Source organism: Chryseobacterium sp. S90, from assembly GCF_047444895.1.
Classification (GTDB): domain Bacteria; phylum Bacteroidota; class Bacteroidia; order Flavobacteriales; family Weeksellaceae; genus Chryseobacterium.
Genome location: NZ_JBLGCX010000002.1, coordinates 302,788 through 329,703, shown reverse-complemented (window position 1 = coordinate 329,703; position 26,916 = coordinate 302,788). Strand labels below are relative to the sequence as shown.

Annotated in this window: 27 protein-coding genes and 1 riboswitch; of the genes, 10 read left to right on the top strand and 17 right to left on the bottom strand. The window is 35.8% G+C overall.

What is annotated here, in order from left to right; all coding sequences use genetic code 11:
• Window positions 1-7: 7 nt before the first annotated feature.
• From ACLMCG_RS09245 to ACLMCG_RS09235, 3 genes are read right to left on the bottom strand one after another with little or no spacing between them, the layout of a single operon-like run.
• The gene (locus tag ACLMCG_RS09245) at window positions 8-1,012 is read right to left on the bottom strand and encodes an acyltransferase family protein (RefSeq protein WP_413960536.1); all 1,005 of its coding nucleotides are present in this window, start codon (window positions 1,010-1,012) and stop codon (window positions 8-10) included.
• 45 nt (window positions 1,013-1,057) lie between these two features.
• A complete protein-coding gene (locus ACLMCG_RS09240) occupies window positions 1,058-1,582 on the bottom strand; it encodes a GNAT family N-acetyltransferase (RefSeq protein WP_413960537.1) in 525 nt (174 codons plus the stop codon).
• 44 nt (window positions 1,583-1,626) lie between these two features.
• Window positions 1,627-1,965: a hypothetical protein gene (locus ACLMCG_RS09235; protein WP_413960538.1), complete on the bottom strand. Its 339-nt coding sequence runs from the start codon at window positions 1,963-1,965 to the stop codon at window positions 1,627-1,629.
• A gap of 235 nt (window positions 1,966-2,200) precedes the next feature.
• On the opposite strand from ACLMCG_RS09235, the gene ACLMCG_RS09230 reads away from it, so the two are divergent.
• The gene (locus tag ACLMCG_RS09230) at window positions 2,201-4,348 is read left to right on the top strand and encodes an endonuclease MutS2 (RefSeq protein WP_047421141.1); all 2,148 of its coding nucleotides are present in this window, start codon (window positions 2,201-2,203) and stop codon (window positions 4,346-4,348) included.
• An 84-nt stretch (window positions 4,349-4,432) separates the two neighbouring features.
• Here the strand turns inward: ACLMCG_RS09230 and ACLMCG_RS09225 are convergent, their stop codons facing one another.
• Complete coding sequence (locus ACLMCG_RS09225) at window positions 4,433-5,521, bottom strand: GEVED domain-containing protein (protein ID WP_413960539.1); 1,089 nt, start codon at window positions 5,519-5,521, stop codon at window positions 4,433-4,435.
• Between the two features lie 258 nt (window positions 5,522-5,779).
• Here ACLMCG_RS09225 and ACLMCG_RS09220 point away from each other — a divergent pair, with 258 nt between their 5' ends.
• Together ACLMCG_RS09220 and ACLMCG_RS09215 are read left to right on the top strand one after the other, a co-directional pair.
• Window positions 5,780-6,577: a hypothetical protein gene (locus ACLMCG_RS09220; protein WP_413960540.1), complete on the top strand. Its 798-nt coding sequence runs from the start codon at window positions 5,780-5,782 to the stop codon at window positions 6,575-6,577.
• A gap of 34 nt (window positions 6,578-6,611) precedes the next feature.
• Window positions 6,612-6,792, top strand: a riboswitch (cobalamin riboswitch).
• Between the two features lie 117 nt (window positions 6,793-6,909).
• Window positions 6,910-7,293 carry an acyl-CoA thioesterase gene (locus tag ACLMCG_RS09215; RefSeq protein WP_002977578.1) on the top strand — a complete coding sequence of 128 codons (384 nt, stop codon included), beginning with the start codon at window positions 6,910-6,912 and terminating at the stop codon, window positions 7,291-7,293.
• A 58-nt stretch (window positions 7,294-7,351) separates the two neighbouring features.
• Here ACLMCG_RS09215 and ACLMCG_RS09210 read toward each other — a convergent pair whose 3' ends face one another.
• A complete protein-coding gene (locus ACLMCG_RS09210) occupies window positions 7,352-7,942 on the bottom strand; it encodes an HD domain-containing protein (protein WP_142718617.1) in 591 nt (196 codons plus the stop codon).
• A gap of 1 nt (window position 7,943) precedes the next feature.
• A complete protein-coding gene (locus tag ACLMCG_RS09205; protein WP_413960541.1) occupies window positions 7,944-8,645 on the bottom strand; it encodes an XAC2610-related protein in 702 nt (233 codons plus the stop codon).
• A gap of 554 nt (window positions 8,646-9,199) precedes the next feature.
• Between ACLMCG_RS09205 and ACLMCG_RS09200 the strand changes: the two genes are divergently transcribed.
• The 6 genes from ACLMCG_RS09200 to tnpA all read left to right on the top strand — a co-directional run bounded on the left by ACLMCG_RS09200 (window position 9,200) and on the right by tnpA (window position 14,598).
• Window positions 9,200-9,529, top strand: a complete 330-nt coding sequence (locus tag ACLMCG_RS09200; protein WP_047421133.1) for a PadR family transcriptional regulator — start codon at window positions 9,200-9,202, stop codon at window positions 9,527-9,529.
• 11 nt (window positions 9,530-9,540) lie between these two features.
• Window positions 9,541-11,262, top strand: coding sequence for a PspC domain-containing protein (locus ACLMCG_RS09195; RefSeq protein ID WP_413960542.1), 1,722 nt, complete (start codon window positions 9,541-9,543; stop codon window positions 11,260-11,262).
• Between the two features lie 316 nt (window positions 11,263-11,578).
• Window positions 11,579-12,157 (top strand): 1-acyl-sn-glycerol-3-phosphate acyltransferase, encoded by a 579-nt coding sequence (locus tag ACLMCG_RS09190; protein WP_309421897.1) that lies wholly within the window; start codon window positions 11,579-11,581, stop codon window positions 12,155-12,157.
• A 40-nt stretch (window positions 12,158-12,197) separates the two neighbouring features.
• On the top strand, window positions 12,198-12,626 hold the full coding sequence (locus ACLMCG_RS09185) for a PaaI family thioesterase (RefSeq protein WP_047378514.1): 429 nt from the start codon (window positions 12,198-12,200) through the stop codon (window positions 12,624-12,626).
• 158 nt (window positions 12,627-12,784) lie between these two features.
• Entirely contained in the window at window positions 12,785-13,753 is a 969-nt protein-coding gene (locus tag ACLMCG_RS09180; protein WP_413960543.1) for a chorismate-binding protein, read from the top strand.
• Between the two features lie 416 nt (window positions 13,754-14,169).
• Window positions 14,170-14,598, top strand: coding sequence for an IS200/IS605 family transposase (gene tnpA, locus ACLMCG_RS09175; protein ID WP_413960544.1), 429 nt, complete (start codon window positions 14,170-14,172; stop codon window positions 14,596-14,598).
• A 208-nt stretch (window positions 14,599-14,806) separates the two neighbouring features.
• On the opposite strand, the gene ACLMCG_RS09170 is transcribed toward tnpA, so the two are convergent.
• The 11 genes from ACLMCG_RS09170 to ACLMCG_RS09120 all read right to left on the bottom strand — a co-directional run bounded on the left by ACLMCG_RS09170 (window position 14,807) and on the right by ACLMCG_RS09120 (window position 25,183).
• Window positions 14,807-15,007 carry a hypothetical protein gene (locus tag ACLMCG_RS09170; RefSeq protein WP_223599303.1) on the bottom strand — a complete coding sequence of 67 codons (201 nt, stop codon included), beginning with the start codon at window positions 15,005-15,007 and terminating at the stop codon, window positions 14,807-14,809.
• Between the two features lie 5 nt (window positions 15,008-15,012).
• Entirely contained in the window at window positions 15,013-15,615 is a 603-nt protein-coding gene (locus ACLMCG_RS09165; RefSeq protein ID WP_047421122.1) for a MarC family protein, read from the bottom strand.
• A gap of 44 nt (window positions 15,616-15,659) precedes the next feature.
• On the bottom strand, window positions 15,660-17,399 hold the full coding sequence (locus ACLMCG_RS09160) for a BatD family protein (RefSeq protein WP_413960545.1): 1,740 nt from the start codon (window positions 17,397-17,399) through the stop codon (window positions 15,660-15,662).
• Window positions 17,399-18,142, bottom strand: a complete 744-nt coding sequence (locus ACLMCG_RS09155) for a tetratricopeptide repeat protein (protein ID WP_052186256.1) — start codon at window positions 18,140-18,142, stop codon at window positions 17,399-17,401. Before ACLMCG_RS09155 ends, ACLMCG_RS09160 begins: the two co-directional genes overlap by 1 nt.
• A 99-nt stretch (window positions 18,143-18,241) precedes the next feature.
• A complete protein-coding gene (locus ACLMCG_RS09150) occupies window positions 18,242-19,249 on the bottom strand; it encodes a vWA domain-containing protein (RefSeq protein ID WP_413960546.1) in 1,008 nt (335 codons plus the stop codon).
• Window positions 19,249-20,241 carry a VWA domain-containing protein gene (locus ACLMCG_RS09145; protein ID WP_223599299.1) on the bottom strand — a complete coding sequence of 331 codons (993 nt, stop codon included), beginning with the start codon at window positions 20,239-20,241 and terminating at the stop codon, window positions 19,249-19,251. Before ACLMCG_RS09145 ends, ACLMCG_RS09150 begins: the two co-directional genes overlap by 1 nt.
• Window positions 20,234-21,130 carry a BatD family protein gene (locus ACLMCG_RS09140; RefSeq protein WP_052186255.1) on the bottom strand — a complete coding sequence of 299 codons (897 nt, stop codon included), beginning with the start codon at window positions 21,128-21,130 and terminating at the stop codon, window positions 20,234-20,236. The genes ACLMCG_RS09145 and ACLMCG_RS09140 overlap by 8 nt, the downstream gene beginning before the upstream one ends.
• A gap of 56 nt (window positions 21,131-21,186) precedes the next feature.
• Window positions 21,187-22,050 carry a DUF58 domain-containing protein gene (locus tag ACLMCG_RS09135; RefSeq protein ID WP_047421113.1) on the bottom strand — a complete coding sequence of 288 codons (864 nt, stop codon included), beginning with the start codon at window positions 22,048-22,050 and terminating at the stop codon, window positions 21,187-21,189.
• 75 nt (window positions 22,051-22,125) lie between these two features.
• Window positions 22,126-22,584, bottom strand: a complete 459-nt coding sequence (locus ACLMCG_RS09130) for a GNAT family N-acetyltransferase (RefSeq protein WP_223599297.1) — start codon at window positions 22,582-22,584, stop codon at window positions 22,126-22,128.
• Window positions 22,584-23,588 (bottom strand): AAA family ATPase, encoded by a 1,005-nt coding sequence (locus tag ACLMCG_RS09125; protein ID WP_413960547.1) that lies wholly within the window; start codon window positions 23,586-23,588, stop codon window positions 22,584-22,586. The genes ACLMCG_RS09130 and ACLMCG_RS09125 overlap by 1 nt, the downstream gene beginning before the upstream one ends.
• A gap of 287 nt (window positions 23,589-23,875) precedes the next feature.
• Window positions 23,876-25,183, bottom strand: coding sequence for a hypothetical protein (locus tag ACLMCG_RS09120; protein WP_413960548.1), 1,308 nt, complete (start codon window positions 25,181-25,183; stop codon window positions 23,876-23,878).
• A 236-nt stretch (window positions 25,184-25,419) separates the two neighbouring features.
• Here ACLMCG_RS09120 and ACLMCG_RS09115 point away from each other — a divergent pair, with 236 nt between their 5' ends.
• The gene (locus ACLMCG_RS09115) at window positions 25,420-26,745 is read left to right on the top strand and encodes a peptide-N-glycosidase F-related protein (RefSeq protein WP_413960549.1); all 1,326 of its coding nucleotides are present in this window, start codon (window positions 25,420-25,422) and stop codon (window positions 26,743-26,745) included.
• The last annotated feature ends 171 nt before the right edge of the window (window positions 26,746-26,916 follow it).

The following is a 26,916-nucleotide window of genomic DNA, read 5'->3' as shown; positions in this document are numbered from 1 at the left end:
GTCTATATTATACTTTAAATATCTTCAGTTTTCTTTCAATCAGCATATAAGAAAAATAGGACAGCAATATTGAAAGAGATATTAACAACAGATTATTAAGATGATAATTATTTACAATAGCGAAATCCTGCTCCTTCACCATATAATGGATAATATATAATGAATAAGAGATATTTCCCAGGAAATACACTGCTTTGGTTTCTAAAAATGTTTTTACATAGTTTTGCTTTCCTTCATAGAGATATTTTATCATAAATGCCGATAATAAAGGAATAAACAACAATCCTTTTTCCACAAACAACATGGATACAAACAATATAAGAATGATATAAATAATAAGGTTTTCTTTTTTCATTTTAAATTGTGGCAAAAGAGCAACTCCAATTCCAAGAAAATAAGAAGAAACTGTTCTTAATAAAGAAACAAGGCCATAAGGAAGATCAAGATATCTTGGTGATTCTCCTACTTCCATAGGATGTTCAGAACCTATGTACAAGTGGCCGGGTAAATAGGGAAGCACAAATCTCAAAACGACACTTGCAATAATTAAAATTTCACTTCTTATCTTATAATACAGAACAAGCCACAGCATAAAAGGAAAAATCAGATAGCAAACCCATTCTGTACTGAGTGACCAGTAAACAACATTCAGCAGATAATCAGGATTAAAAAAACATTGTAATAAAGTGGCATTTATAAAGAATCCGGTGATAGTACTTTTCTCTAAAAACAAAATAATAAAAATGACTGATATAATGTATACAGGATAAATTCTATTAATTCTTTTTTTATAAAAAACCTCTATTGGTTTATAATTCAGTTCTTTAAATTTTCCTGCATAAGAAACAGTCAATAAAAAAGCACTTAGTACGAAAAAGATATCAACTGCTACATATCCCTTCCCTACTATATCCTGAATGAATTCATTCCTAAAAAAACTAAAATGAAAAAAAGCTACCCATAATGCAACAACCCCTCTAAGTCCCGTTAAAGATTTTATTTCATTTTTCATATATAATTTCAATCGGTGATAAAGATAGAAAAAACCACTTAGATTTTATATTTCCTCATTACCGGGCAGTCTTTTTAAGCTAAAAATAATGTTATCCGGAAAACCTTCATCTTTCTTTCCCTCCAACAGAATAAAATCATGCTTTATAAGAAGTCCTTTTGAATTTTCATTGAATGTATTTGTTATTGCTACAATTTCCTGTAAATGCAGTTCATCAAACCCAAAATTTAAAACTGCTTTCAATGCTTCAGACATGATTCCCTGCCTGTGATATTCCGGCAGCAATTCATAACCAACTTCTGCGGTTTTCCGGTCTTCAGAAAAATTCCAAAGACAGATCGTTCCAATAAGATTCAGCTGATCTTTTAGAGAAATTCCCCAATATACAGTTTGATTATTTTGAACCCTTTGCTTAATCGTTAAAATAAATTGAAGAGCATCATAGTTTGTCTTGGGTGACACCCTTTTCACAAATTTATTGACCTCCGGATTGCTTCGGATTTTTAAAATATCTTCTGTATTATTTTCATTGATTCCTTTTAAAATCAACCTTGTGGTTTCCAGTTTCATTGATCAGATAGAATAAGTAATGGTGTATTGTTACTTTAATTATTTCATAAGCCTCTTAATGCCAAAGTTTCAGAAAACTCATTCTTGTCTGTATTCATAAATAAATACACCCCGTATTTTACAGAATAGCTTCTTTCATAAATGACAATAGACTCATTTTTATCACTGCTTTTTTTCTGTTCTATTTTATAAGGATCAGCTTTTTTATGATGATAGTCTACTTTATTTTTTAATTCTTTGACTGAAGGCTTTTTATTGCCAGTTTTTTTGGTTTTTCTGCTATTAGGTTTTTTCTCAACTTTTTCAATCTCTTTATTTTGAATTTGGGCCTGAACCTGAGCTCCTACCGAAAGGAAAAGAAGAGCAAGCAGTACATTTTTCATGGTTATAATTTAATTAGTGCAATAAATATACGCTATAAGCACTATCCATTCAAACTTTTTTCATTTTAACAATAACTATAACGCTTTTGAAACTGGGTCTGAAAACAAAAGCTTCTTTTCATTTCCTTTCTTTATTTTATTGCAGTAGCTCAAAATACTCATCAATTCAAAGTTAATTTATTCTGTAAATCTCTCAGATATACGTAATAATCAAAATTCTCACTAAATTTGCACTGTGTATATAGATAAAGAAGATTTAGACGAATTAGAGTTTCCGCAATTGCTCGCGGAAATCTCCCCATTTGCGTATTCTCCGAAAACAAGAGAAAAAATTCTTCAACTTCGCCCAATGGAAATAGACGAGGCGGAACTTTCGTTAAAAAAAACGTCGGAATATCTGTCGAGTTTTGAAAGTTCAAATGCGATTCCGTTTGATGAATATGAAGATATTGAAAGTGAGCTGAAATTGATGCTGATTGAAAACTACCGTTTGGAAAATGCTGCTTTCATCAAAATAAAAACCATCACGGAACAGATCGGAAAACTGCAGAAGTTCTTCCCTACCATGCCGGAAACATTCCCAACTTTATTAGAAGAGGTTTCTGTACTGGAATTCAGAAAAGAGATCATTGATAAAGTAGATAAGGTTTTTAACCGTTTTGGTGAGGTAAAAAATGAAGCTTCTCCAGCTTTGAAAGGTATAAGAACTGAAATTCAGCTTGCTAAAAAAGCGATACAGGAAAATTTCAACCGCGCCCTTACCACGTACGGACAGAGTGACTTTTTGGATGACATACGGGAAACCATTATTGATGACCAAAGGGTTTTGGCCGTAAAATCAGGATTCAAAAAAAGAGTACCCGGAAGAACGCTTGGAATTTCCAAAACAGGTTCCATTACTTACATTCAGCCGGACAGTGTTGTAAAGCATTACTTCAAGCTTCGTGAAAGTGAAGAGGAAGAGAAAAAGGAAATCGACAAAGTTCTCCGACAGCTTACCGCAGAACTGGCAGAGTTTCAACCTCAGCTATGGAGATATCAGGTTTATATTTTTGATCTTGATCTTACAAGAGCAAAAGCCAAGTTTGCCGATTTAGTGAACGGAATTCTTCCAAAGATCAACCGTCACAAGACATTGAAACTTAAAGATGCCTACCATCCCTTATTATGGCTGAGAAATAAAGTAGAGAATAAAACGATTCACCCTCAGACTCTTGCTTTAACGGAACATAACAGAATCATTTGTATTTCCGGGCCTAATGCCGGTGGAAAATCAATTACCCTGAAAACGGTAGGACTATTACAGCTGATGATTCAGAGTGGTATTCTGGTTCCGGTTCATCCCAAATCTGAAATGTTTTTCTTTGAGAAGATAATGACTGATATTGGTGATAACCAATCCATTGAAAACCACCTGTCAACCTATTCATCAAGATTGAAGAAAATGTCCGGAATCATCCGTGAGGCTGATGCCAATACACTTCTATTGATTGATGAATTTGGTACTGGCTCTGATCCGGAATTGGGAGGTGCTCTGGCAGAGAGTTTCATGGAGTTTTTCTATGATAAAAAGAGTTTCGCCATTATCACGACTCACTACACCAACATTAAACTGGTGATAGAACAGCTTCCCAACGCCCAGAATGCAGCAATGCTCTTCAATGAAGAAACACTGGAGCCGATGTATAAACTGGAAGTAGGCCAGGCAGGAAGTTCATTTACTTTTGAAGTTGCAGAAAAAAATAAAATTCCAAGATTTATAATTCATTCTGCCAAGAAAAAGGTGGAGCACGATATCGTTAACCTCGACAAGACTATTGTAAAGCTGCAGCAGGAGAAATTTGAAGTTGAAAAACTGAAATCCGATCTTGCAGAAAGAAAAGAGTCTGTAGAAGACAAGCGTGACAATCTTCAGAAACTGAATGACCAGCTTCAGCAGAAACTGTTCAATTTCCAGAAATTATATGAAGAGGAACACCGTAAGCTTCAGTTCGGGAATAAGATTGAAACGTTCATCGACAGCTATACAAAGGGAAAATCCAGGAAGGATGTTGTAAAAGACTTTGTAAAACTTCTTGAGCAGGAGAAATTCAGGAAATTAGGTCATGATAAGGATGAAACAAAACGTCTGCAGGTTGTTAAGAGAAAAATTACGCAACAGTTGAAAAAGGAGGAAGTGATTGAAAAAATTGCAGAAACCAATGAAAAACTGGAAGAACAGCGTAAAAGTGACCGTGCTATTTGGATGAAAATCGGACAGCGTGTTCGTATTACGGGAAGTACCAGTGTGGGAACCATTGAAAAGATTTCCAGAAACAAGGTAATTGTCAACTATGGAACCTTCAAGACAACGATTAATGCGGATGAACTTGAGAGAATTTAATTAATCTTAAATTAGTTAAAGAATGAACTCATTTACGCAAATACTAAGAGAGAGCACCAAAAAGGTACTCTCTCTTTTTTATTTTTATTTCTTAATGAATTTTAACCGGATTGCACTGTTTTTATCTTTCAATTGAATAAAATAAATTCCTTCGGATAAATGACTAAGGTTTACTTTATGATCAGAAACTTTTCCTTCACCTGCTTTCTGCCCCAGAACATTATAAATTTCATAATTGGTAGCTTCTGAAATTCCGGAGATATTTAAAATATCAGATGCCGGATTAGGATAAATTTCCGGTTTTACAGACTTCGCCGATTCTTCCACTCCTAGTGTTAAATTTATCAAGTCCACGCCATAATCTTCAACTTCTCCGTAGGTAAATGTGCTACAGGCATCTGCAGGCATTGTTTGATTTGTAACAACCCTCATGGTTACTCCACAAGTTGTCAACGCTGCCAGACTTGGAATCGTAAAAACAGAAACTGCCGGAGCAGCCTGAGTGATATTATTTGCTACCATAACTCTTTCTGTAGATTCAAAAATTCCGTTGGCATTAAGATCTATCCATGCTGTTACAGTTGTCGTACCCGGAGTACCGGTCCAGGTATTGGTTACTGAAAGTTTATTTCCTGTACTTCCGATATAAAACTTTACCCTACGGCTCAGATCACTTCTGTAATCTGTGTAATTGGAAGAGCCGGAATCGCTTATCATTGGAGATGCTATCCCGGAAGAAGTTACTGTAACGTTGGAAATATGCATCATACTTGTATCTGTAGAGGCACTAGAACAGTAATTCAGTGTTGTTGTAAAAAATATAGGGTTTGACCACATTCCCTGAGTAGTGCATATTTTTGCTACCTGCACTTCATAAACTGTACAAGGCTGCAGATTCGTAATAGTAAATGAATTTTGCCCCGGTGTAGGAGTAGCTACCATCCAGGTAGTAGTTCCGGGTAATCTGTATCTGATAAAATTATTCGGGGTATCCGGATCAGCAGTCCATGTAACAGTTCCGGAGGTAAGGGTTATAGCAGACATCTGAACACCGGTGGGAACGTTCGTATCACAGTAAAATAAAGATTCTGATCCTGCTTCTATTTTGTTTTCTGCCTGAAAGCTGGAAATCCCCAAAATAAAAGAGAATACATAAAGTAGTTTTTTTGTCATGTTTATTAGTTTTTAAATTCTCTTGAAAAATAGGGATTTTATAGAACATACCTGATATTTATACTACATATTATTGTATTTTTTTAATACTTTTAAATCATACAAGTAAAAAACATATCCATTCAAGAGAATATCACTGTCAAAACCTATTTCTTATCATTGTTTGAAACAAATACAAGATTTTAAAGAACTGCATCAGTATAATTATCTTCCGAAAAGCATTTAATTTATATATTTGGGGATCAAAAAAATTTCATAATGACTTTCATAAACAAAGCATTCTATATATCGGCCTTGAGTATTTTTTCTTTAGCCCTTGTAAAAGGACAGAATAAAGTTCCTTTCGGAGTGGTAAAAGCTGAAGAAGGATATGCCAATGTACGGGTTCATAAAGACAATTACAGGAAAATTGTAGACAAGATCCGTATGCGTAAAGGAGATGTATTTGTTTATGTAAAACCTGCTCCCGGAGAAACAGAATGGATCTGGATCAAATATCCTGAAAAACAGGATGATGATAAACCGTTTGTACGGCATGAAACACTTGATAAAGAAGGAATGGTCAATAAAGAACGTATTGCTTATATAGATCAGCTTCCGGCCTACACTCCTTCCAAATCTAAAAACGGAAAATCACTTATTTTCACAGATAATTCTGATCCGAAAGTCCCTACTGCCCAAAGAAGCAAAGTAGTAATTGATATCTACCCTTCCAACGCCGGCTATCGTAAGAAGGAAAAAGATGCTGAAGGAAAACTTCTGACTATCGATAAAGTAAAGCCCTGGGGAATCGGAAATGATCTTCCTGAAGGAATGACTGAAATCAAATCGATCAGGGTACAACAACCCGGAAGAGGTTCTGTCTTTGTAAGAGAAGCCATCAAAAACATGTTCCAGCCTACAATGGATTTTGAGAACATTGGTGTAACCTCCCTGGATACCGACAATATTTTCTTATACATGATAAACGGTTCAGGAGAAAACAGATACACCACACTGTGGACGATCAAGAAAGGGAGAGTAATCAGCCAGATTATTTACCATAATCCGGAATAAATTCATTATTTTTGCACCCGAAAAGTTTTAACGCTTATTCATCACAGAAATTGGTTCTGCATCACTGCAGATTAAAAGGGAACCGTGTGAAAATCACGGACTGTCGCGCAACTGTAAGTAACTGAAATCTTTATCAAAGATCCACTGTGCGAGGCATGGGAAGGAGATAAAAGATGTTACAAGTCAGGAGACCTGCCTATTTCTTTAAACAAATAACTTTCGCGATTTGAAGTTGTATTGATCTGATGGATTGTTTCAGGGGTTCTCTAAGTTCCTGTCATTATTCTGTTGTTTTAATATCGTTTTCATTTCGCTTTAATTAATAATGATATATGACTACAGAAGAAAGAATTGAAGCATCCGAAACCAGAATCTTTAAAGCGGTTTTCCCTAACACAACCAATCATTACGATACCCTTTTTGGTGGTACGGCCATGCAGCTGATGGACGAAGTAGCTTTTATTACAGCCACCCGATTTGCCAGAAAAAGAGTGGTAACGGTGAGCAGTGACAAGATCGATTTCAAAAAACCTATTCCTGCCGGAACTATTGTAGAACTGATCGGGAAAGTTTCCTACGTGGGAAAAACCAGTATGAAAGTAAATGTTGAGATCTATACCGAGCAGATGTATTCCTACGAAAGAGAAAAAGCCATTGTGGGTGATTTTACTTTTGTAGCGATTGATGAATTCAAGAAACCAATCCAGATACTATAAATAATAAAGCTTCGGGCGGCCAGAGGCCGCCCGAAGCTTATTCTATGTTCTTTACATTTTATTTCACCACTTTTTCCGTTTCCAGACTTCTGTTCAACAGCAGTTCAAAAGCCTCTCCCATTTCGTCCGAAGCTCTATTGATGGCATTTTCAAGCATATTTCGGATTTGTCTTTCTGTTACTCCGGCTTCTGTCCAGCTTTTTCCTGAAGTATGAGAATTTAAGATAAACGGCATAATTCTGTCAATCCCACAGGCAAAAATAGCATCAGGAGTTTTTTCCTCTTCAAACTCAAGCCACAGATTGAAAAACTCTGTACGCAAAGGTTCGTCCAGGATTCCGAAAATCTTTTGGGCAGATGCTTTCTCTCTCTCAAACTTTCCTACCATTGCTTTTTCATCAAAAATAAAAGTATCACCAGCTTCTATTTCTACCAGATCATGAATAGAAAGCATTCTTATTACTCTCAACAGATCAATATCCGCGCGGTTTTTAGCATACGGAAAAAGAACCTGAGCCAGAATAATAATCTGCCAGGAGTGTTCTGCTGTGTTCTCTCTTCGGGAATCATCAGCATTATAATTTCTTCTCTGTACATTTTTCAAGGCGTCCACTGCCAGGATAAAGTCGATTTCTTTCTGAATTTTCATCTTACTTTTTATTTCTGTTATATTGATCTGCCGGATATACCTTTGTTTTGGTAATCCATTTATTATTGATCTTTTCTTTGGTTACTACCCTTACCTGATCCTCATTGGTCATATCTTCCTCTTTTTCAAGCACCCTGTCCAGTCCTTTATTCGGAATAACGGCATATTCTGTTGTGAAAACCCTGCAGCATCCGGATTTACCATAGGAAATAAGACGTTTGCGTTTGGCATCTGTTTCAAAAAAATCAAAGCCGCTTGAGCCCAGATCTGTAAGTTCTTCACTTTTTACAAATGCCATTCTTGTACTGTTGAATACATACACATCATAAGAAGCCGAACTGTAATTTCCCATATTTCCGTTCCTTATCGCTATATCTTCGGTTCCGTCAAAATTAAAATCATCTATAATTACTGAACGCTGGTCATTTGTCAGAGGAATCAGTTTCCCCGGAATCAATTTTTGTCCCTGTTCCGGATTTAAAACAAGATTATCAGAAACAAAACTCTGTACCTTGCTGTTATTATTGTCAAACAATTCTACCGTTCCTTTTCCCCCACATTGGCCATCATTACAATTTTCTATATGGATGATTGCGTTATATTTATTTGATACATTTTTTACTTCAAACTGATATTGTCCGAAACATGCAGGCCCAAGTAAAACAAAAGCCGATAAATGCCTATACGTATTTAATAAATTCATGGTAATAGTAAATAGATTTAGGTGTTTTTTTTCCTAACAAAAATACGAATCATAATACCGATCTCAAAATCCCGGCCTTATTATCTGTAAGGATCTGAAGCAAATTAACAACCATTAAATAAAAGAGTCTTTAATGATAGAAGCTGTTTCCCGCTATACGCTCATACTCCTCGCACCACCCAGAAGCCAATCTGCTGTGGGGTAACCGCTGCTATCGGGGCTAGATGAAATAGTGAGCAATAAAATAATTAATGAATAATGAGCAATTAGTAATGGGTAATCTGAATTGTTTCTGAATATTTTTCTCAATCACATCAAAAATTTTAACAACTTTTCAACTATTTTTCACTTAAATTCATTTTCTTAAAATTCTCAATAAAAATTATTCAATTGATTATCAATATTTTACATTATTTATTTTAAAAATTCCACTACTTTGTATTGCATAATACCATTTTATTTACATATCTTTGTAATGTAAAATCGAAATAGGTACAACTAGCTAGGTTCCGAACTTCGAAAATTATATAACTAATTAACAAAACTTATCAAAGATGAATACCGAAAATACCAAAGCGCAAATGCGAAAAGGAATTCTGGAATTCTGTATTCTAAGTCTCATCAATAATCGCGAAATGTATGTTTCTGATCTAATTGACGAACTGAAAAAAGGAAAACTGGATGTAGTGGAAGGAACCCTCTACCCTCTTCTTACAAGACTTAAAAACGGAGAGTTTCTCTCTTACAGATGGGAAGAATCTACAGGAGGGCCACCCAGAAAATATTATCAGATCACAGAAAAAGGAAAACTTTTCCTGGATGAACTTCAAAACACATGGAATGAGCTGACAGCCTCAGTAAACCACATCACTCAACAAAATTAAAAAACAAAGCTATGAACAAGACACTCTCAATAGGACTCGCAGGTTTTTCTTTTACAATAGAAGAACACGCATATATAAAGCTCAGCGATTACCTGAACGCACTGAGAAGCTCACTGGATGCTTCTGAGGCAGATGAGGTAATGCATGACATAGAAATAAGAATGGTGGAGATATTCAAAGATTCTCTGGGAAAACGCGAAGTGATCAACGATACCGATGTAGAAAAGGTAATCGCACAGATCGGAAGCCCGGAAAAAATTGAAGAACAGGAAGAGGCTTATTTTTCTGAAAAAACATCTACCAGAAAGAACTATTCAGGAAACAATTATACCGATAAGAAACAACTGTTCCGTGATCCGGAAAAACAAAAAGTAGCAGGTGTTTGCGCAGGTTTAGCTCAATATGTAGGAATGGATATTACTACCATGAGAGCCATCTGGCTGGGAATTTTCGTCTTAGGAATTTTCACTGCTGCAATCTCTTCTTCATTGATCGGTCTTTTATATGTAATCCTTTGGATTGTACTTCCAAAAGCTGAAACAGCGGCAGATTTCCTGAAAATGCAGGGAAAGCCTATGAACTTCGACAATCTTAAGAATGAGTCTAATAAATTGGTTCAGTTTGCCAATGAATCTACTCAGAGGGTCGGAGAAATATACAACGAAAACAAGCCTTACATCAACAACGCAGGAAGCGGAGTTTGGAATGTATTCAAGTATATCGTAGGAGGATTCTTCGTATTGATGGCTGTAGGAAGCATTATCGGAGTATTTGTATTATTCGGTCTTTTCGGGATGGATACAGACTTTCCTGGTGCCAATGAAATCAGATTCTATATGGATGACCAGGGGCTTGATAAAGTATTGGCAGCCATGATGGTCATCGGAAGCTTAATTCCGGCAATCCTTTTCAGCTTATTAAGTATTAAAATATTCTCTCCAAAAACAAAACTGAGAAACATCGGATGGGTAGTAGGAGGTTTATTCCTTCTTCTGATCGGACTGGGAACTTATTTTGGAATAAGCATGGCTAAGAAAGACATGATCTACAGAGGAAGTAAGGAAGATGTAGAGAATGTAGCCATCAATACTATTTCAGATACAGTGTATGTAGATGTAAAGCAAATCAACATCCCTCAGAATTTTAAAGCTTACAATAATGATATTTATTCTGACAAAAGAACAGTTTTCGAAGAAGATTATATCTCAGTAGATGTAACAAGAAAGCCAGATATTAAAACACCTTATCTGATCATTAAAAAAGAAGGAAAAGGATACAATTTCCCAATTCAGCTGACAGTTCCAGTAGAAGTTGTAAACAATAAAATACTCCTTCCAAACTATATCAAATATCCATACGAGCACAGATTCAGAGACTATAGCCTTGACTATGAACTTGTAGTTCCGCAAAAAGCAGTGGTTATTTCAATGAATAAAAACCATATCCACATGGATGGTGACTTAGATGGAGACGGTATCAATGACGATGAACAGGACAGTGATGAAGATAACAACAGTGTAAGAATTGAAAAAAATAAAATCACGGTAAACGGTTCCAGTATTGAGTACAACTCTGATGATAAGGACAGTATCATCGTAAATGGTAAAAAAGTTCCGAACAACCAGGCAAAGAAAGTAATTGATTCTGCAGTGTCCAATATCAAAAAATCAAATAAAGATATGGACATCAAGATCAAAGACGGAAAAAACGAAATTTCCATACAAACTAAATAATTAACTTCAGAGAGTGGTTAGAAGGTGTGGGTGGATGGCAACCGTTTGAAATTCACACCCTTCTTCTCTCAGAAAAGTGAAAATAAAGCTATATTTAGTTTCTTATGTAAAAAAAAAGTTTTAATTTCGTAGAGCTAAAATTTAATAACCAATCAACCAAAAACGCAACCTTATCATGATACAATTTGCAATGGAATTCGTAATGAAAATCGTAGATTTAATTAGCGGTTTGTTTTAAGAGCGATAATATTTCAATATATTTGTAAAGTATAACCAAAATTTGGTTATACTTTTTTGTTTTTAATTCAAGAAATCTATGAAAAAGCTGATAGGCAAAGCAATGTTAAAAATATTAGGCTGGAAAGTCGTTCTGCAGGGCGATGTCAACAACCTGAACAGGTGTATCCTTGTGGTAGCACCGCACACCCATAATATGGAATATATTTTAGGAAATTTCGCCTATTGGTCCCTGGAAAAGCCTTTAAAAATCATTATTAAAGATGCCCACACCAAAGCCTGGTACGGAAGCATTGTAAAAGGACTTGGAGGTATCGGGATCGACAGAAGCCAGAAAAATGATCTGGTTAATTTCGTAGCCAAACAGTTTGCTAAAGAAGATTTCAGTCTTGTTATTACCCCGGAAGGAACCAGAAGCTGGGTTCCGAAATGGAGAAAAGGATTCTATCATATGGCATTAGCCGCAAAAGTTCCCATCGTACTGGCCGCAGGTGATTTCAAAAGAAATATTGTTTATCTGGGTTATACCATTCCGTATGAAAGAATAGCATCCGTCCCTTTTTCAGAAATCATGCAGGAAATTCAGGACTATTATATCAAAAATGACATTGTTCCTAAAGTCCCTGCCAACTGGAATCCTAATATTATGGGAGAATAAGTAGAAAACAAAATCAATCATCATTTATCAATTATAAGAAATGAAAGGTCAGACAAAAGAAGAAATATTAGCATTCATCAATAACTGGGGCGATGTAACGCTTGCAAAAACTCTTGAAATAAAATTCATAGATATTGATCTGGAAAATGAAACCCTTACTGCCACGATGCCGGTTCTTCCAAGAACGCATCAGCCGTTTGGGATCATGCACGGAGGAGCAAGCTGTGTTTTGGCTGAAACCTTAGGGTCAAGCCTGTCCAATATATTTATCGATGGTGAAAAATATTACGGAGTAGGAACCAATATCAATTCCAATCATTTAAGAAGCAAAAAGGACGGAATTGTAACCGCTACAGCACGTTTTATCAGAAAAGGAAAAACCATGCATGTTTCAGAAATTGAAATCCGTGACGAAAAAGGGGTTTTAATCAATCATACTACGATGACTAATAATATCATTAACAGATAAGTGTCACAACATAAAAAAAATAAAGAGCTTAAAATAAATTTAAGCTCTTTTTATTTTGACATCTTTAAGACTAGTAATACCTTTGCAGAAAGGAAAATTACTCCGGGAACTCCCAATAGAATTTCCGGTCATTGATTTTCAAAATTCCTTCATAGCTCATGATTTATTTCAAACTTCCTTTCGACGAAAGACTACTGTCTGCCGATGAAAAAAATAGAAAAAATGCAGTCAATTTTTATTCCTACAATGGTTCAGAGCAGATCAGCTTCCATGGAAATATTGTTGAAGTTAATTCTGAAGAATTTGCTCATACTTTAATCTCAAACGAAGATTTGATTAATGATTCAACAAATACTGCTGCTGAAACAAAGGAAGAATATTGTCAAACATTACAGGAAGTGATTGAAGTAATCAAAGAAAACAATCTTCCCAAAATTGTTTATTCAAGAAGAAAGATCTTTACGGATTTTAATACAATCAATTATAAAGCGAGCTTTAAAAACCTCTGCGAATCTTACCCAAATGCTTTCAGGTATCTTTTTAATGACGGCGAAAATGCCTGGATGGGTGCTTTTTCCGAGCTATTAGGGAAATTCAATAAATCTACCCATCAGTTTGAAACGATGGCTTTAGCAGGTACTCTTCCGGTATCTGAAGAATGGTCTGAAAAGGAAATTGAAGAACAAAAACCTGTCACAACTTATATTCAGGATATTCTTAAAAATTATTCTAACAATGTAAATCAATCGGAAACCTACGATCATATTTCCGGTAATATAAAACATCTAAGAACGGATTTTAAAACTACAATCAAACCCGAGGATCTTGATAAGCTCATTCAGGATCTGCACCCCACTCCGGCTGTCTGTGGAATTCCTAAAGATTTCTGTAATGAAAACATTCGTAAATACGAAAAATTTCCACGTGAATTCTATGCCGGATATATTAAAATCGAAACCGAAGAGAGTATTCTGTACTTTGTGAATCTGCGTTGTGCAAGACTTTATAAAGATGCTGTACATATTTTTGCAGGAGGTGGAGTTACAGCGCAAAGCAATCCTGAAAAAGAATGGACGGAAACGGAACTGAAATCTGAGGCTATATTGAAAAACCTGGTGATTTCTTAGATGATCAATCTTATTAGGCAGAAGGTACTGTGAGTGGGGTGCAGGAAATTCTATTTAACCAAATATTTCACAGATTCTCACAGAGATGTTGAGTATATTTTCTTTGCTGATGCCTTTGCGAACGATCTCAATATTATTTATATAAAAATTTTGCGGATATTGCGTTGGAATTATGTTTTGGCTAAAGCCGTTGGAATTTTTGTCATTTATTTAAATGGGCTAAAGCCCATTTCTATTGAATAGAATAATCTCTGTTAATTTTTTGATTATTTGATTATTTCTTTCTCAAATTAATTTCAACATGTAAAAATCAATAGGAACGGGCTTTAGCCCGTTTTCACATTATATACCATTCCATTGGCTTTAGCCAAAACTTATTAAAAATAAAAAACATTACTTTTGATAAAACAACACAAATGGCTTTTATCAAAATTTACATTCATCTTGTCTTTTCTACAAGAAACAGAGATCCTTTTCTCAATACATTTGACCTACGTCTTAAGGTTTGGAAACATATCAAAGAATATGCTACAGAAAAAGGAATATTTTTAGATATGATTAATGGATATTCAGACCATTGCCACTGCCTTATTTCTCTGGGATCAAATCAGAATATTGAAAAAATTGTACAATTAATAAAGGGAGAGTCATCCCATTGGATTAATAAGAATGATCTTGTAAAAGGAAAATTTTCATGGCAGGATGAATATTTTGCTGTGTCTGTTTCCGAGTCTATGATAGAATCTGTAAGACATTATATTAAAAATCAGGAAAAGCATCATCAGAAAAAGAGTTTTACTGAAGAGTATAGAGAATTTGTTGAAAAATATAATTTTAAAACTTAATTAAGTTTTGGCTAAAGCCAATTGAATTTTATTCTATTTAAACGGACTAAAGCCCGCTCCTATTGATCCAAAAAACAGTATTGAAATCTAATGACAACAATTCCCTACTACCTGCTACCCGCCACCTATAACCTAACCTCTGCTACCTAATATAAAACAAAAACCTCCTTCCAAAGAAAGAGGCTATATCTATAATGAAATATTCAATTTATTTCTTTACACCGATTCTGCTCCAGGTATCCATTACAAAAAGCAGGATAAGACCTATTGCAGCTGCTCCGGCTGAGAATGCAAACCTAACGTTATCTTCATCTCCTAAGATATCTGTTGTCTGCCAGTTGATCGCATAAAGATTGATGGCGATGAATACAATAAACAGTACTAAAAATACTTTATAAAACTTCTTCATGACTCTTAAAAATTAATATAATTCTGCACCAGCTGGGCAAAATTTGCGGTGAATAATTTAATTGAAATTGCCAAAAGGATAATTCCGAAAACTTTCTGAAGGATCATTAAAGTAGCATCCCCGATTTTTCTCTCCAACCATTTCGCTGATTTCAGCACCAAATATACGAAAATTGTATTAAGAATAATTCCGAAGATAATATTAATATCATGAAATTCAGCTCTCAGAGACAGTGCTGTGGTTAAAGTTCCAGCTCCTGCAACCAGCGGAAATGCGATGGGTACAATAGATGCGGCCTTTGCTTCGGTTGTTTTATTAATTTCAATTCCTAAAATCATTTCCAGGGCTATGACAAAAATCACAAAAGCACCGGCAATGGCAAAAGAATTTACGTCTACTCCAATAAGCTTAAGGATCTTATTTCCTACGAAAAGGAAAACAATCATAATAGCACCGGCAGTAAGTGCTGCCCTTCCGGCCTCAATCTGTCCAAACTTCTGCTGAAGACTTACTATAATGGGAACTGAGCCGATAATATCGATAACGGCAAAAAGAACCATAAAGCTGGTAACGACCTCTTTAAAAGAGAAACCATCAAGAATTTCCATCTCTTTGTAATTAAAAATTTCGCAAAAATATGAAAATAAACTGACTATTTGCTAATTTGTGAATACAAATTAACAATTGTTTTCAAAAGTTCTTCAAGTGCATCAGCAGATTTCACAGGATTATATTTCTCCATCTGAACTCTCTGCTGCAATTTGTTGTAGTCTTCTGCAACTGAAGCGCCTTTGTGTTTTTCAAGAAAAGTCTTAAACTCTACTGCAGAGCCTTGGAAATACTGACTTCTCACTTCCTGATCCAATTCCTCCAGTGTCGTAAAGAACTTTTCGTACTCACCGTTATCTTTAAGATTTTCCAGGTATCCAAAGTAATCATTGATATCTGTTTTCAACAATTCTCTGATCTCTTTTTCTGTTTCAGCCACTGAACCTAAGGGTTTTGACGGTGCAGTTTCCCTAACTAATGTACGTTTTTTTTGCCAATTTTTAAATAACAGATAAGCAACAAATAAACTGATCAGAATGGCAATATTCGTTAAAAGTATATTCCAATGGAATTTACTTTTTTCTTTTACTTTAAACGAAGTTGTTTTTAAAACCGGAGTATTTACCGTCTCCAGAAGGTTATTGGTATACTCATTTACCTTTTCTACCGTAGAACGGGCTTCCAGGATCTGATCGTGAGAAAAAGCATTCAGATCAAGTGTTTTTTGTCCCAGATCTACATATTCTTTGTTTTCAGGATTAAAGAAAGCAAATTGTTCAGTTTTAATAGAGATTGCCCCAGATTTTTTGGGAATAATGACATAATTAGCCAGAATCTCACCCTTCATTCCTGCAGCTCCCGGAGAAACTTTAGAGGTAATTTTCGGAGGAAAAACTTCATAGTCCGGAGATGCAGCAATTTTAGGAAGTTCCATGTCCGGTAAATTTCCTTCACCTGAAACCTTTACTACAACATTCAGGGGTTTCTTGGCTTCCGGTTTTTCTTTGGAAGCATTATATACGTTGACATTAAAGTTTCCGACAGCATTTTTAAAACACTCCGGCGCTCCTTCAGGAAGCTTCCTTACATTAATTTTTACTTTATTGGAAACAATCTTGGTTTTATTGGAATAGGTACTTACAGAAGCTGACACCCCGGGAACTTCCACATATCCGGCTTCATTAGGAAATACCATAAACATGGCCAAAACCTGCGAAGGCATGTTTCCATATCCTGACGGATCTATCTCAGATTTATCAAAATTGATAGCATGTACGTTGATATTATCCTGCTGCGGAAGATGGATATTCTTCACCTTTCTCAGGTTATCCATATTTCTTGAGTATACTCTAAGAACAGCTACTGTAGGCTGATCCTGATAGACTTCCCGGTCATCAATTTCCATATTCAGATAGACATCATTGAATGTATTGGCAGCTAATGATCTTCTGTCAACAATATCACGGATATTGACGTCGAAAGGTTCTGTTTTATAGATTCTGTTGTTTACCGTAACCAGAACTGAGCCTATTTTTATTTTCCCTTTTTTCTTGGGTTCAAGGGCAATTCTGGATACTTTTTGGGTAATTAAAGTGTTTGTAGCAGGATCAATTACGGTATTGGTAACAGATCCGCTTCCTATGATATTAAATTTTGAAAGATCCGGAAGCTGGAAACCGGTCTGCTGTACAAGGTCACTTCCGTTAAGTTCAAGAACAATGGTAAGGTTTACAATATCTTTCCCTCCATACTCAGATTTATCAGCATCCAGAGTAAGATTTACCTGTCCGTAAGTAATTACGGATGCGAGGGTAAGCAATATGTAAATCAATTTGTGCTGCATCACCAATCTTTCTCGTTGCTTTCAGGCATCGAATAAGAATTTTTGTTTAAAATTCTTCTGGCGGTTTCTTTTTCTTTTTCGTTTATTTTATCTAAGATCGCATTTTCAAGATTTTTAGGCATTCTGCCTTCATTATTCTGATTCTGCTTAGGATTATCACCTTGGTCGCTTTTACCTTCGTTTTGCGGGCCATTTCCCTGATCCTGTTTTTTGTCTTTGTCGCCTTTCTGATCGTCACCTTTGTTCTGATCATTTCCGCCGCCGCCTTTTCCTGAGTTATTCTCCTGGTTTTTTTGTTGTTCTTTTTCTTTCTCTTTCAGCTTGGCAATCTCATAATTTTTTCTGGTTACCTCACTGTAGGGATCCTGCTTTAAAGCTTTTTTATAAAAATCAGCAGCTTTTTCCGGCTGATTCATCTGCATATAAGCATTCCCTAAATTATGAAGAGCGGCAGTTTTATCAGGAAGTGTTTGTGAAAGTTTTTCTGCTTTTTCAAACTCCGTCTTTGCCTCTTCGTATTTTTTACTTTTATAGAGTGCGTTCCCCATATTATAATGTGCAGTAAAATCTTTATCATTGGATTTTATGGCTTCCATATATTTTGAAGAGGCTCCGTCATAATCTTTACCGTCAAATTTCTGATTGCCTTCATGAACTAAATTCCTGTAGCTTTCCTGCCCAAACAACAAGCCTGAGAATGAGATGACAACAATAAACGATAAAAATATGATTTTAGTATTCATCACTTGCAAAATTATTCCTTTATATGTTAAGAAACAGAGTTTTATTTGTTAAAATTCGGTTAAAGTACTTGTAGAATTTCTTCTATATAAAGAGGAAATCTACACATTAAAATCCTTTTTAGGATTAAAAATATAAATTAAAAAGAAAAACAGAATAGATACTCCAAGGAAATATTGATAATAATGAATAGCATTCTGTGATTTCACCATGGTTTCAGCACCTGCGGACTTTTTATTGACTGCATCCACAATTCTATCCGGAGCTTCATTGATATTATTACCGTCAATATAAGTTCCGTCTGTAGATTCCGCCATTTTCTTTAAGGCTTCAGTCTGTCTCTTTGAAATAACTGTACCTCCGTTTACATCTGTTTTGTACCCCATCAGCTGTCCAAATACATATTCCGGAACCGGAGCTCCTTCATCTGTCCCGATTCCTACGGAAGTAATGCTTATCCCTTCTTTATTGGCCAGTCTTATCGCAGCATTATCATTTCCTTCGTTATCTTCACCATCACTCATCAGGATTACTTTTCTGGATCCTTTGCTTACATTTTTAAATTTATCTACGGCAGCCTGCATCCCTTTCAGAAAATCTGTTCCCTGAATCTGCATAGAATTGGTTTCAATCCCGCTGATATAAGTCTCTGCAGAATTATAATCTGTGGTAAGAGGCATGATAGACATTGCGTGCCCTGCAAAGATGACGATACCTACCTTATCATTATTCATTTTCTTCATCGTGGCTGTCATCAGGTTTTTAGCTTCTGTAAGACGGCTTGGGTCTATATCCTCAGCATTCATAGAGTTGGATACATCCAGCATGAAGATTACATTGTTCAGCTTCTGAGTACTTTTCACCTCTTCTGAACCATTCAAAAGATCAATGATGGAAAATATCAGAAACAATGTTCCTAATAAATATAATGCAGGAAAAAACTTCGTAAATCCTGATCTCTTCTCAAATAAGTTATCATGAAACTGGCTGGCTGCAAAAATTTCTCTTTTCTTGTTTCGCCATTTTAAAAAACGGATCAAAAAGGAAGCTAACAGCGGCAGAAGCAACAGTAAAAATAAATACCAATAATTTCCTAAAGACCAACTCATCAGCTTAAAATTTTATAAAACACCCATCTCAACAATGCGTCAAATACCAACATTCCTAAAGCAATCCAAAGAAATATCTTGAAATATTCTTCATAATTGTACAGTTTGGAAACTTTCACATCAGATTTTTCCAGTTGGTTGATCTCGTCATATACTTCTTCAAGACTACTGTTTGAGGTTGCTCTGAAGTATTTCCCTCCCGTAGTCTGTGCAATTTCTTTCAAGGTATTTTCATCAATGGTCACTTCGGTTTCCGTAAAGATAAGATCTCCAAAAATGTCCTGTGATGTCGGCATCAGAGCATACCCATTGGTCCCGATTCCGATTGCATATACCTTTATATTATTATTTTTTGCCAGTTCAGCAGCAACCTGCGGAGGAATAGCATTCTGAATATTGCTTACCCCATCCGTCATCAGGATGACCACCTTACTTTTAGCTTTGCTTTTAACCAAATGATTCACTGCCACGGAAAGACCTTCTCCAATGGCTGTACCTGGTTCAAGGCCTGCAGAGTTCAGGTTTTTAATTTCATCAATAACCACCTGATGGTCTGAGGTCACAGGAACTTTCGTGAAAGCTTCAGCAGCATAGGCTACAACTCCTATTCTGTCATTGGGACGTTTCTGGACAAATTTCACAGCGATATCTTTCAATGCTGTAATTCTGTCGGGGTTCAGATCTTTTGCAAGCATACTTAAAGAAACGTCAATAGACAGCATAATATCTACTCCCTTTGTATCATCCCTGTCCTGAGAAATCGTAAACGTTCTCGGTCTGGCCATAGCAATGATCAAAGCAGTAAGAATGATATACTTCGAAATTTTCAGCAAAAAAAGCACGCCCCGGATTCCATCGCTGTGATCCATATTTTTTACGGTAGGCACTTTTATACCTTTTCTTTTCCGTCTTCCGGCATCTTTAATAAAAAGCGGGATAAACAGCAGAAAAAGCAATAAAAACCACGGGCTGTAAAACTCAAAATTAAACATCCTTTCTTAAGTTTTCGAATTCTAAATCTTTGGATGATCTTTTCACAAAATCTCTGATATTGGCAAAATCAGTCTCCATTGTATTCTGATCAGGAAAGGTTTTGGCAAATTTCACCAGATCTCCTCTCAGGAATACATCTTCTATTATTTTTTCATTGTCCTGCGAAATTGTATTGTTCTTTTTCATGACATCAATAAGGTCATCTGTAAGAAGAACATCTGCAGGAAGATGGTATTGTTTGGTAATGAATGTTCTGGAAATATCGATCAGTTCAACGTAGAATGAACGGAAGTTTCCACCTTCAATATATTTTTTCTTTTTAAGAGAGTCAAGTTCTTTCAACGTCTGATTGGTTGCCACAACAGGAGAACTTTTTGATTTCCTCCCCCATTTTACAATCATAATAATTGCAATGATTATAGCAATACCTGCCAATGCTGCCAGAATATAAAACTTATAAAGTTCCCAATAATCTTTAGCTTCCAGTTTCACCTGCTTATTCTTCATGATATCATTGATCTGATCTGCTTTTTGAGCAGTATTAATGACATCTATTTCATAAGGAATGGTTTTAAGTACTTTATCCCCTACTTTGAATTCCAGTTCCGGAATGGTGAATTTTCCTTCATCAAAAACAGCAAATTCAATTTTTCTTTCATAGGAATTGGCAGTCTGCCCGATGCTGTCTTTAATTTCTTCAAAGTGAAAAGGAAGCAGTTCATTTTTCGGAGCGGAAGTTACCTGCTGCTCATTAAGGTTATCAATCTTTATGGTGATATGATTGGTTTCCCCAAGAGCGAGGGTTTTCTTTTCTACGTTAGAAGATAATATCTGTGAAAAAGCATTCGCACAGATCAGAAAAGATAATATTAAAAGTATTTTTCTCAATGTTAAAATAATAAAGGCAAGTGCCTCATGTTTTTAGTTACGGGCTGAACCCGGTGTTATTTTTTCTGAAAATAATTATACAACAATTTTGAATAATCTGAGCCGGTATTGATGTTCATAAAACTTGCAGAACTGCTGGCAAAATCTTCTTCCAAAGCTCTCAGCTTTTGTTTTTGAGCTTCTGCAAAGGTATACCGCCATCTTGCACTGGAAGTATTGGCCCATATCTCCTTTCCTGTCTCCACATCGTGCAGAAGAGCATATCCTACGTCAGGAATTTCATTATCTTTTTCATCAAAAATCCTCATTCCCAACAGCTGATGTTTCTTTGAAGCCACTCTCAGCATTTTGGAATCATATTCATCTTCAAAGTCTGAAAACAGAAAAACCAGCGATTTCCTTTTGAAAATCCCCATCATATACTCCATCGCTTTATCTATTTTAGATTCTGCAGGAACATAATCTGCGGTCAGAATATTACTAATGATGGAAAGAATATGTTTTCTTCCTTTTTGAGGAGGAATTACTTTATATACTTTATCCGCAAACAGGATCAATCCTACTTTATCATTGTTTCCGGCAGCTGAAAATCCTAAACTCGCTGCTATTTCGGCTACATATTCTCTTTTCAGCTGAACTTTCGTACCGTAATCCATGGAAGCGGAAATATCAACAAGAATCATCATCGTCAACTCCCTTTCTTCCTCCATTACTTTTACAAATGGCTCACGGAATCTTGCCGTTTTATTCCAGTCGATTCTTCTGATCTCATCTCCAAATTGGTAAGGACGAACTTCAGAGAAAGTCATCCCCTGCCCTTTAAAAGCACTGTGATATTGCCCCATCAAAGCAGCCTCCGTCTTCTTTCTGGTACGGATTTCAATCTGCTTTACTTTTTTTACAATATCTTTTATCTGCATAGACGAATTCAAGGTTCAAGGTTCAAGGTTTAAAATTCAAAGTTTAATGTTGAGTTGCGAGATTCGGGTTTCGGGTTAATCTTTTAACTCAATGGATACATTCAACCATTCATTATCAAACTTCGGACTGTATTTTTTATAAAAGTTAATGGCTGGCTCATTCCAGTTCAATACCTGGAATACCATTCCGCTATAGTTATTGGATTTTCCATATTCCAATGTTGCATCAAACAACATTTTTCCGATCTGCTTTCCTCTCAGCCTTTCTGTCACAACAAGATCTTCAAGATACAATCTTCTTCCTTTCCATGTTGAATATCTGTCGTAATACAGCGATATTCCAACGATTTCGCCTTCAAATTCTGCGACAAAAGCACCCCAAACCGGAGAATTTCCAAAACCATCCTGAATAAATTCATCCAGCGTCACCGTTACTTCATGCAGCGCTTTTTCATATTCTGCCAGTTCTTTGATTAAATCCAGCATGGAAGCACAATCTTCCAGAACAGCCTTTCTTATTGTTACCTCACTCATTATGGTGCCTGGATTTTTGCTAAAATTCTATTAACAATTTCTTCTGATGAAACTTCTTCCGCTTCTGCCTCGAAAGTCAAACCTATTCTGTGTCTCAATACATCTTTTGCCAATGCTTTTACATCTTCAGGAATAACGAATGCTCTTCCTTTTAAGAACGCATAGGCTCTTGAAGCGATAGCAAGGTTAATGGATGCTCTTGGAGAAGCCCCAAAGCTGATATAATTTTTAAGTTCAGAAAGACCGTAATTTTCCGGATAACGCGTTGCAAACACCATATCCAGAATATATTTTTCAATTTTCTCATCCAGATAAATCTGGTTGATCAATTCTTTTGCATCTACAATATCCTGAAGGGAAATCACTGGTTTCACAGACGGCTGATGTGAAGTGGAAACCATTCTCATTACCTGTCTTTCATCTTCAAAAGAAGGGTAATCTATGGTACATTTCAGCATAAAACGGTCACTCTGTGCTTCAGGCAGCAAATAAGTCCCTTCCTGATCAATCGGGTTTTGGGTTGCCAATACCAGGAACGGTTTTGGAAGCTTCATGGTTTCATCACCAATTGTCACCTGCTTTTCCTGCATTACCTCCAAAAGAGCCGACTGTACTTTTGCCGGCGCACGGTTGATCTCATCCGCCAACACAAAGTTTGCGAATACAGGACCTTTTTTTATAGAAAAATCATTGTCTTTGATATTGTAAATCATGGTTCCCACGACATCTGCAGGAAGCAAATCCGGAGTAAACTGAATTCTTGAAAACTCACCATGAACAGCATCTGCCAAGGTTTTTATGGCAAGAGTTTTGGCCAATCCCGGCACCCCTTCCAAAAGAACGTGACCATTTCCCAAAAGCCCTACCAAAAGACGGTCTACCATGTAATCCTGCCCAATAATAACTTTGTTGATTTCCTGTCTCAGAAGAGTAAATAAATAATTTTTTTCTTTTACTTTTTCCGTCAATTGGCGGATATCTTCAGCTTGATATATCTCTGACATAGCTTGATTTAAAATAAGTGGTAAATTTCTGATAAATACTTGCATTAATCAACACAATAAATGCCATTTTTGAGTTAAAGTTTGTTAAATATTCCGGGATTAACGCAATATTTAAGGCTATAATGTTGAATTTCTTGCCTATAAAGAAATCCATAGATCCGGGTAATTTTCACATATTCACCGTTCTTTTTTTATCATTATTCATATAAAAAAGTGCTGCAAAATACTTCTGCAACACTTTTAATTTATCATCTCAATTTTTGTTCAAAATCTAAACCTCAAATATTTTAAAGTTTGGTTATTGTAATCGTGAAAGTATTTTCAGGAGCATCCGTTGTATCATCATAAGCTCCAACATTTATAAAATAATCAGTCCCTGACACAGTAGTAATAGTAAGCGTTTCTGCGGTACCACCTCCACCGCTATCTACTGTACCTGAACATGCCAGATTACTGCAGCTTCCGCTATACACTCCAATTTGAGGGTCAAAGCTGCTTCCGGAAGGCATAGTTACTTTTACAGTATATTGACTTCCGTCTCCAGCCATTTTGAACCATGTACCGTCATTCATTCCCGTATCGCCATTGCTCGTGCAGACACTTATATTCCCTGAATTATTAGTGGTAGAGACAGCATCATCCTGAGTATAGCTGTAAGGAAACACGGAGGCAAGGAAAGCACCTGAACATGCATCATTAGCAGGTATTGCAGGAACTGTTTTAAACATAAATTCTGAACATCCTGAGGATTCAACATTAGCAGAAACAGCCGTTATTTTCAAATAGTAAGTCGTTCCTATAGCAAGAGCAAACGAAGGTGAAAAGGCAGTTCCGGATACAACCTGCTGATTAACAACATTAGCACTTCCCGGACTTGTTCCTATTGAAACTTTGTAAGAATCTGCTCCGGAGACAGGCAACCAGGTGATATTAGGAGACAAGGAAACATTTTGGGTATTATTTACAGGATACATAATGAAAGGGCAGGCAGGGCCGGCACTGGATGTAAGTCCTGAGATTGTAATTGCAGATTTATAGTCCGCTCTTATTCCACCCGGTGGAGCAGAAATATCTACTACACTACGATCTCCTTTATAATAAAGGGTTGAATTGGAAATATGAGAATAGACATGGAAGGCTTCATCAAAATTATTAATATCAATATTAGGAGAATTCTCTTTTGCAGCAACAACCAGATTATCAACATTATTATATGCAAAAGGGGTGGTAAAAACAACCTGAACTTTATTATTATTCCTGGTTACAGTTCCTGTAAATACTTGTGTCAGCTGTGCGGCAGGAATCCAGTCTGTACCGGAAGAAAATGCCGTTTTGGAGGTATGACCAAGGTAAACAGTCCAGTTTGATGATTCTGTAAGGGTTGAAGAAGGATCTACATAAAATGTAAGACCTGTAATATTGCCCGCAGCATTGGCATTTATTTCCTGTTTAGGATAAATCTGCTGCACATAGGAGTAAGAGAAAAAACTGCTTACAGGTGCTGTGCCTACATTCACTGCTCCAATATTGATATTGATCTGAGCCCGCACTCCAATCACTACAAAAAACAAAATTAAAAGTAAAATTCTTTTCATTATTAATAATATTATCATATAAAAACATGCAAATTTAACAACAAAATTCCAAATTTACAGCAATTAAAAAAAAATCAATCATAAACCCAAATACAAAGAAATAATTCAAACAAAAACACAATAAAAATTAAAATAATTAAATATTTAACAACAAAATAAAACAAAAAGCAAAATAAAAAACAAATAAAACAATAAAATAATAAATATTTAATAATTTTACACAAAATATCAACAACATGTATAAAAAACTATTTTTTTCAAGTTTTTTCATTACCAATCTTGTTTTATCTCAGACTACGATGACGAATCTGATTTTAGATGCAGTCTATTATAATGGTTATGCAACTACAGTATCCGACCCTGTACCTACCGGTTTAATCAGGCTTAATAATGCCAGATATACAAGAAAGCTTACTGATGCTGAACTAGACGCTTTCAAAGCTAAGATCGCGATGCGGGTAACAATAGCTGCATTGTGTGACAATTATGATCGCCTGGGAGAAATCTTTCTGGCGATGGTTCCTAAAAATCAATCTACTTATACGATTAATGATCCGAATGTCAAAAGAATTGAAATCGGAAGGTATATTACACCGTTCATGAATAAAAACAGTACTCCTTTAGAAGTTCCTTATACTTATGATGTAAGTAATCTTTACAGTGTTTTTCATGATACAGCATTACGAAACACTTATGATTTATATATGGAACTGGATGTTTTTGGTGTTCCTCAAACTCAGGTTTCCGGCTGCTCAGGCAGAATTGATGTTTTTTCCGGAACCCTTACTTTTTTCTCAACGGATACAGGAGCAACTCCTGTAGACACCAACAGTCTCGTACCTATATTAAGCTATAATAAACTTAACAACTATAATAGTACCGATGTTACGGGAGAAACTGTTAGAATTGTAACTTTCAATCTCCCAAACCCTGTGACTAACGCCCGTTTTTTTGTAATATCTACCCCTCATGGTGCCAACAGTGGCGGTGAAGAATATATAAGAAGACAAAACTACACCTATATAGATGACGCACAGGTTCTCACTTACACTCCGGGAGGAATTTCATGTGAACCATACCGGGTATATAACACCCAGGGAAATGGAATATATGGAGCCACTCCTAAAACTTTCGCAGATTGGACTTCATGGAATAACTGGTGTCCCGGAAATTCTGTTCCCATCAGAGAATTTACATTACCCAATTTAACTGCCGGTAATCACACTTTGAAACATACGATACCAACAGCAGTTTTCAACCAACAGCAGGGATATATTATGTTATCAGTTTATATGCAGGGTAAAAGCAATGCGGTTTTAAATGTAAAAGACATCAAAACAGTAGATGTAAACATATACCCTAATCCTACTTCTGACTTTGTACACATACAATCAAAAACAGATGTAACCTCAATAAGTCTCTTCAATGCAGAAGGAAGAAAACTTATAGAAACTTATAATGAGAATAAAATAGATCTTTCCCCATACAGCACTGGAATTTATTTTTTAAATATCGTTCTAAAGGATGGAACCACATTTAAACATAAAATCCTCAAAAAATAAAGCTGACTGTAAAAATTATACAGCAAACAGAACAATAACGCCTTCCTATTTTTTAGGAAGGCTTTATGTAAATATATACCTTATATGTTTTGTAACAATAAACTTAAAAACATCATAATAACAATAAAATCTCCTGGAAAAACAACCTTAATCTATCCTTTTTCTGAATAG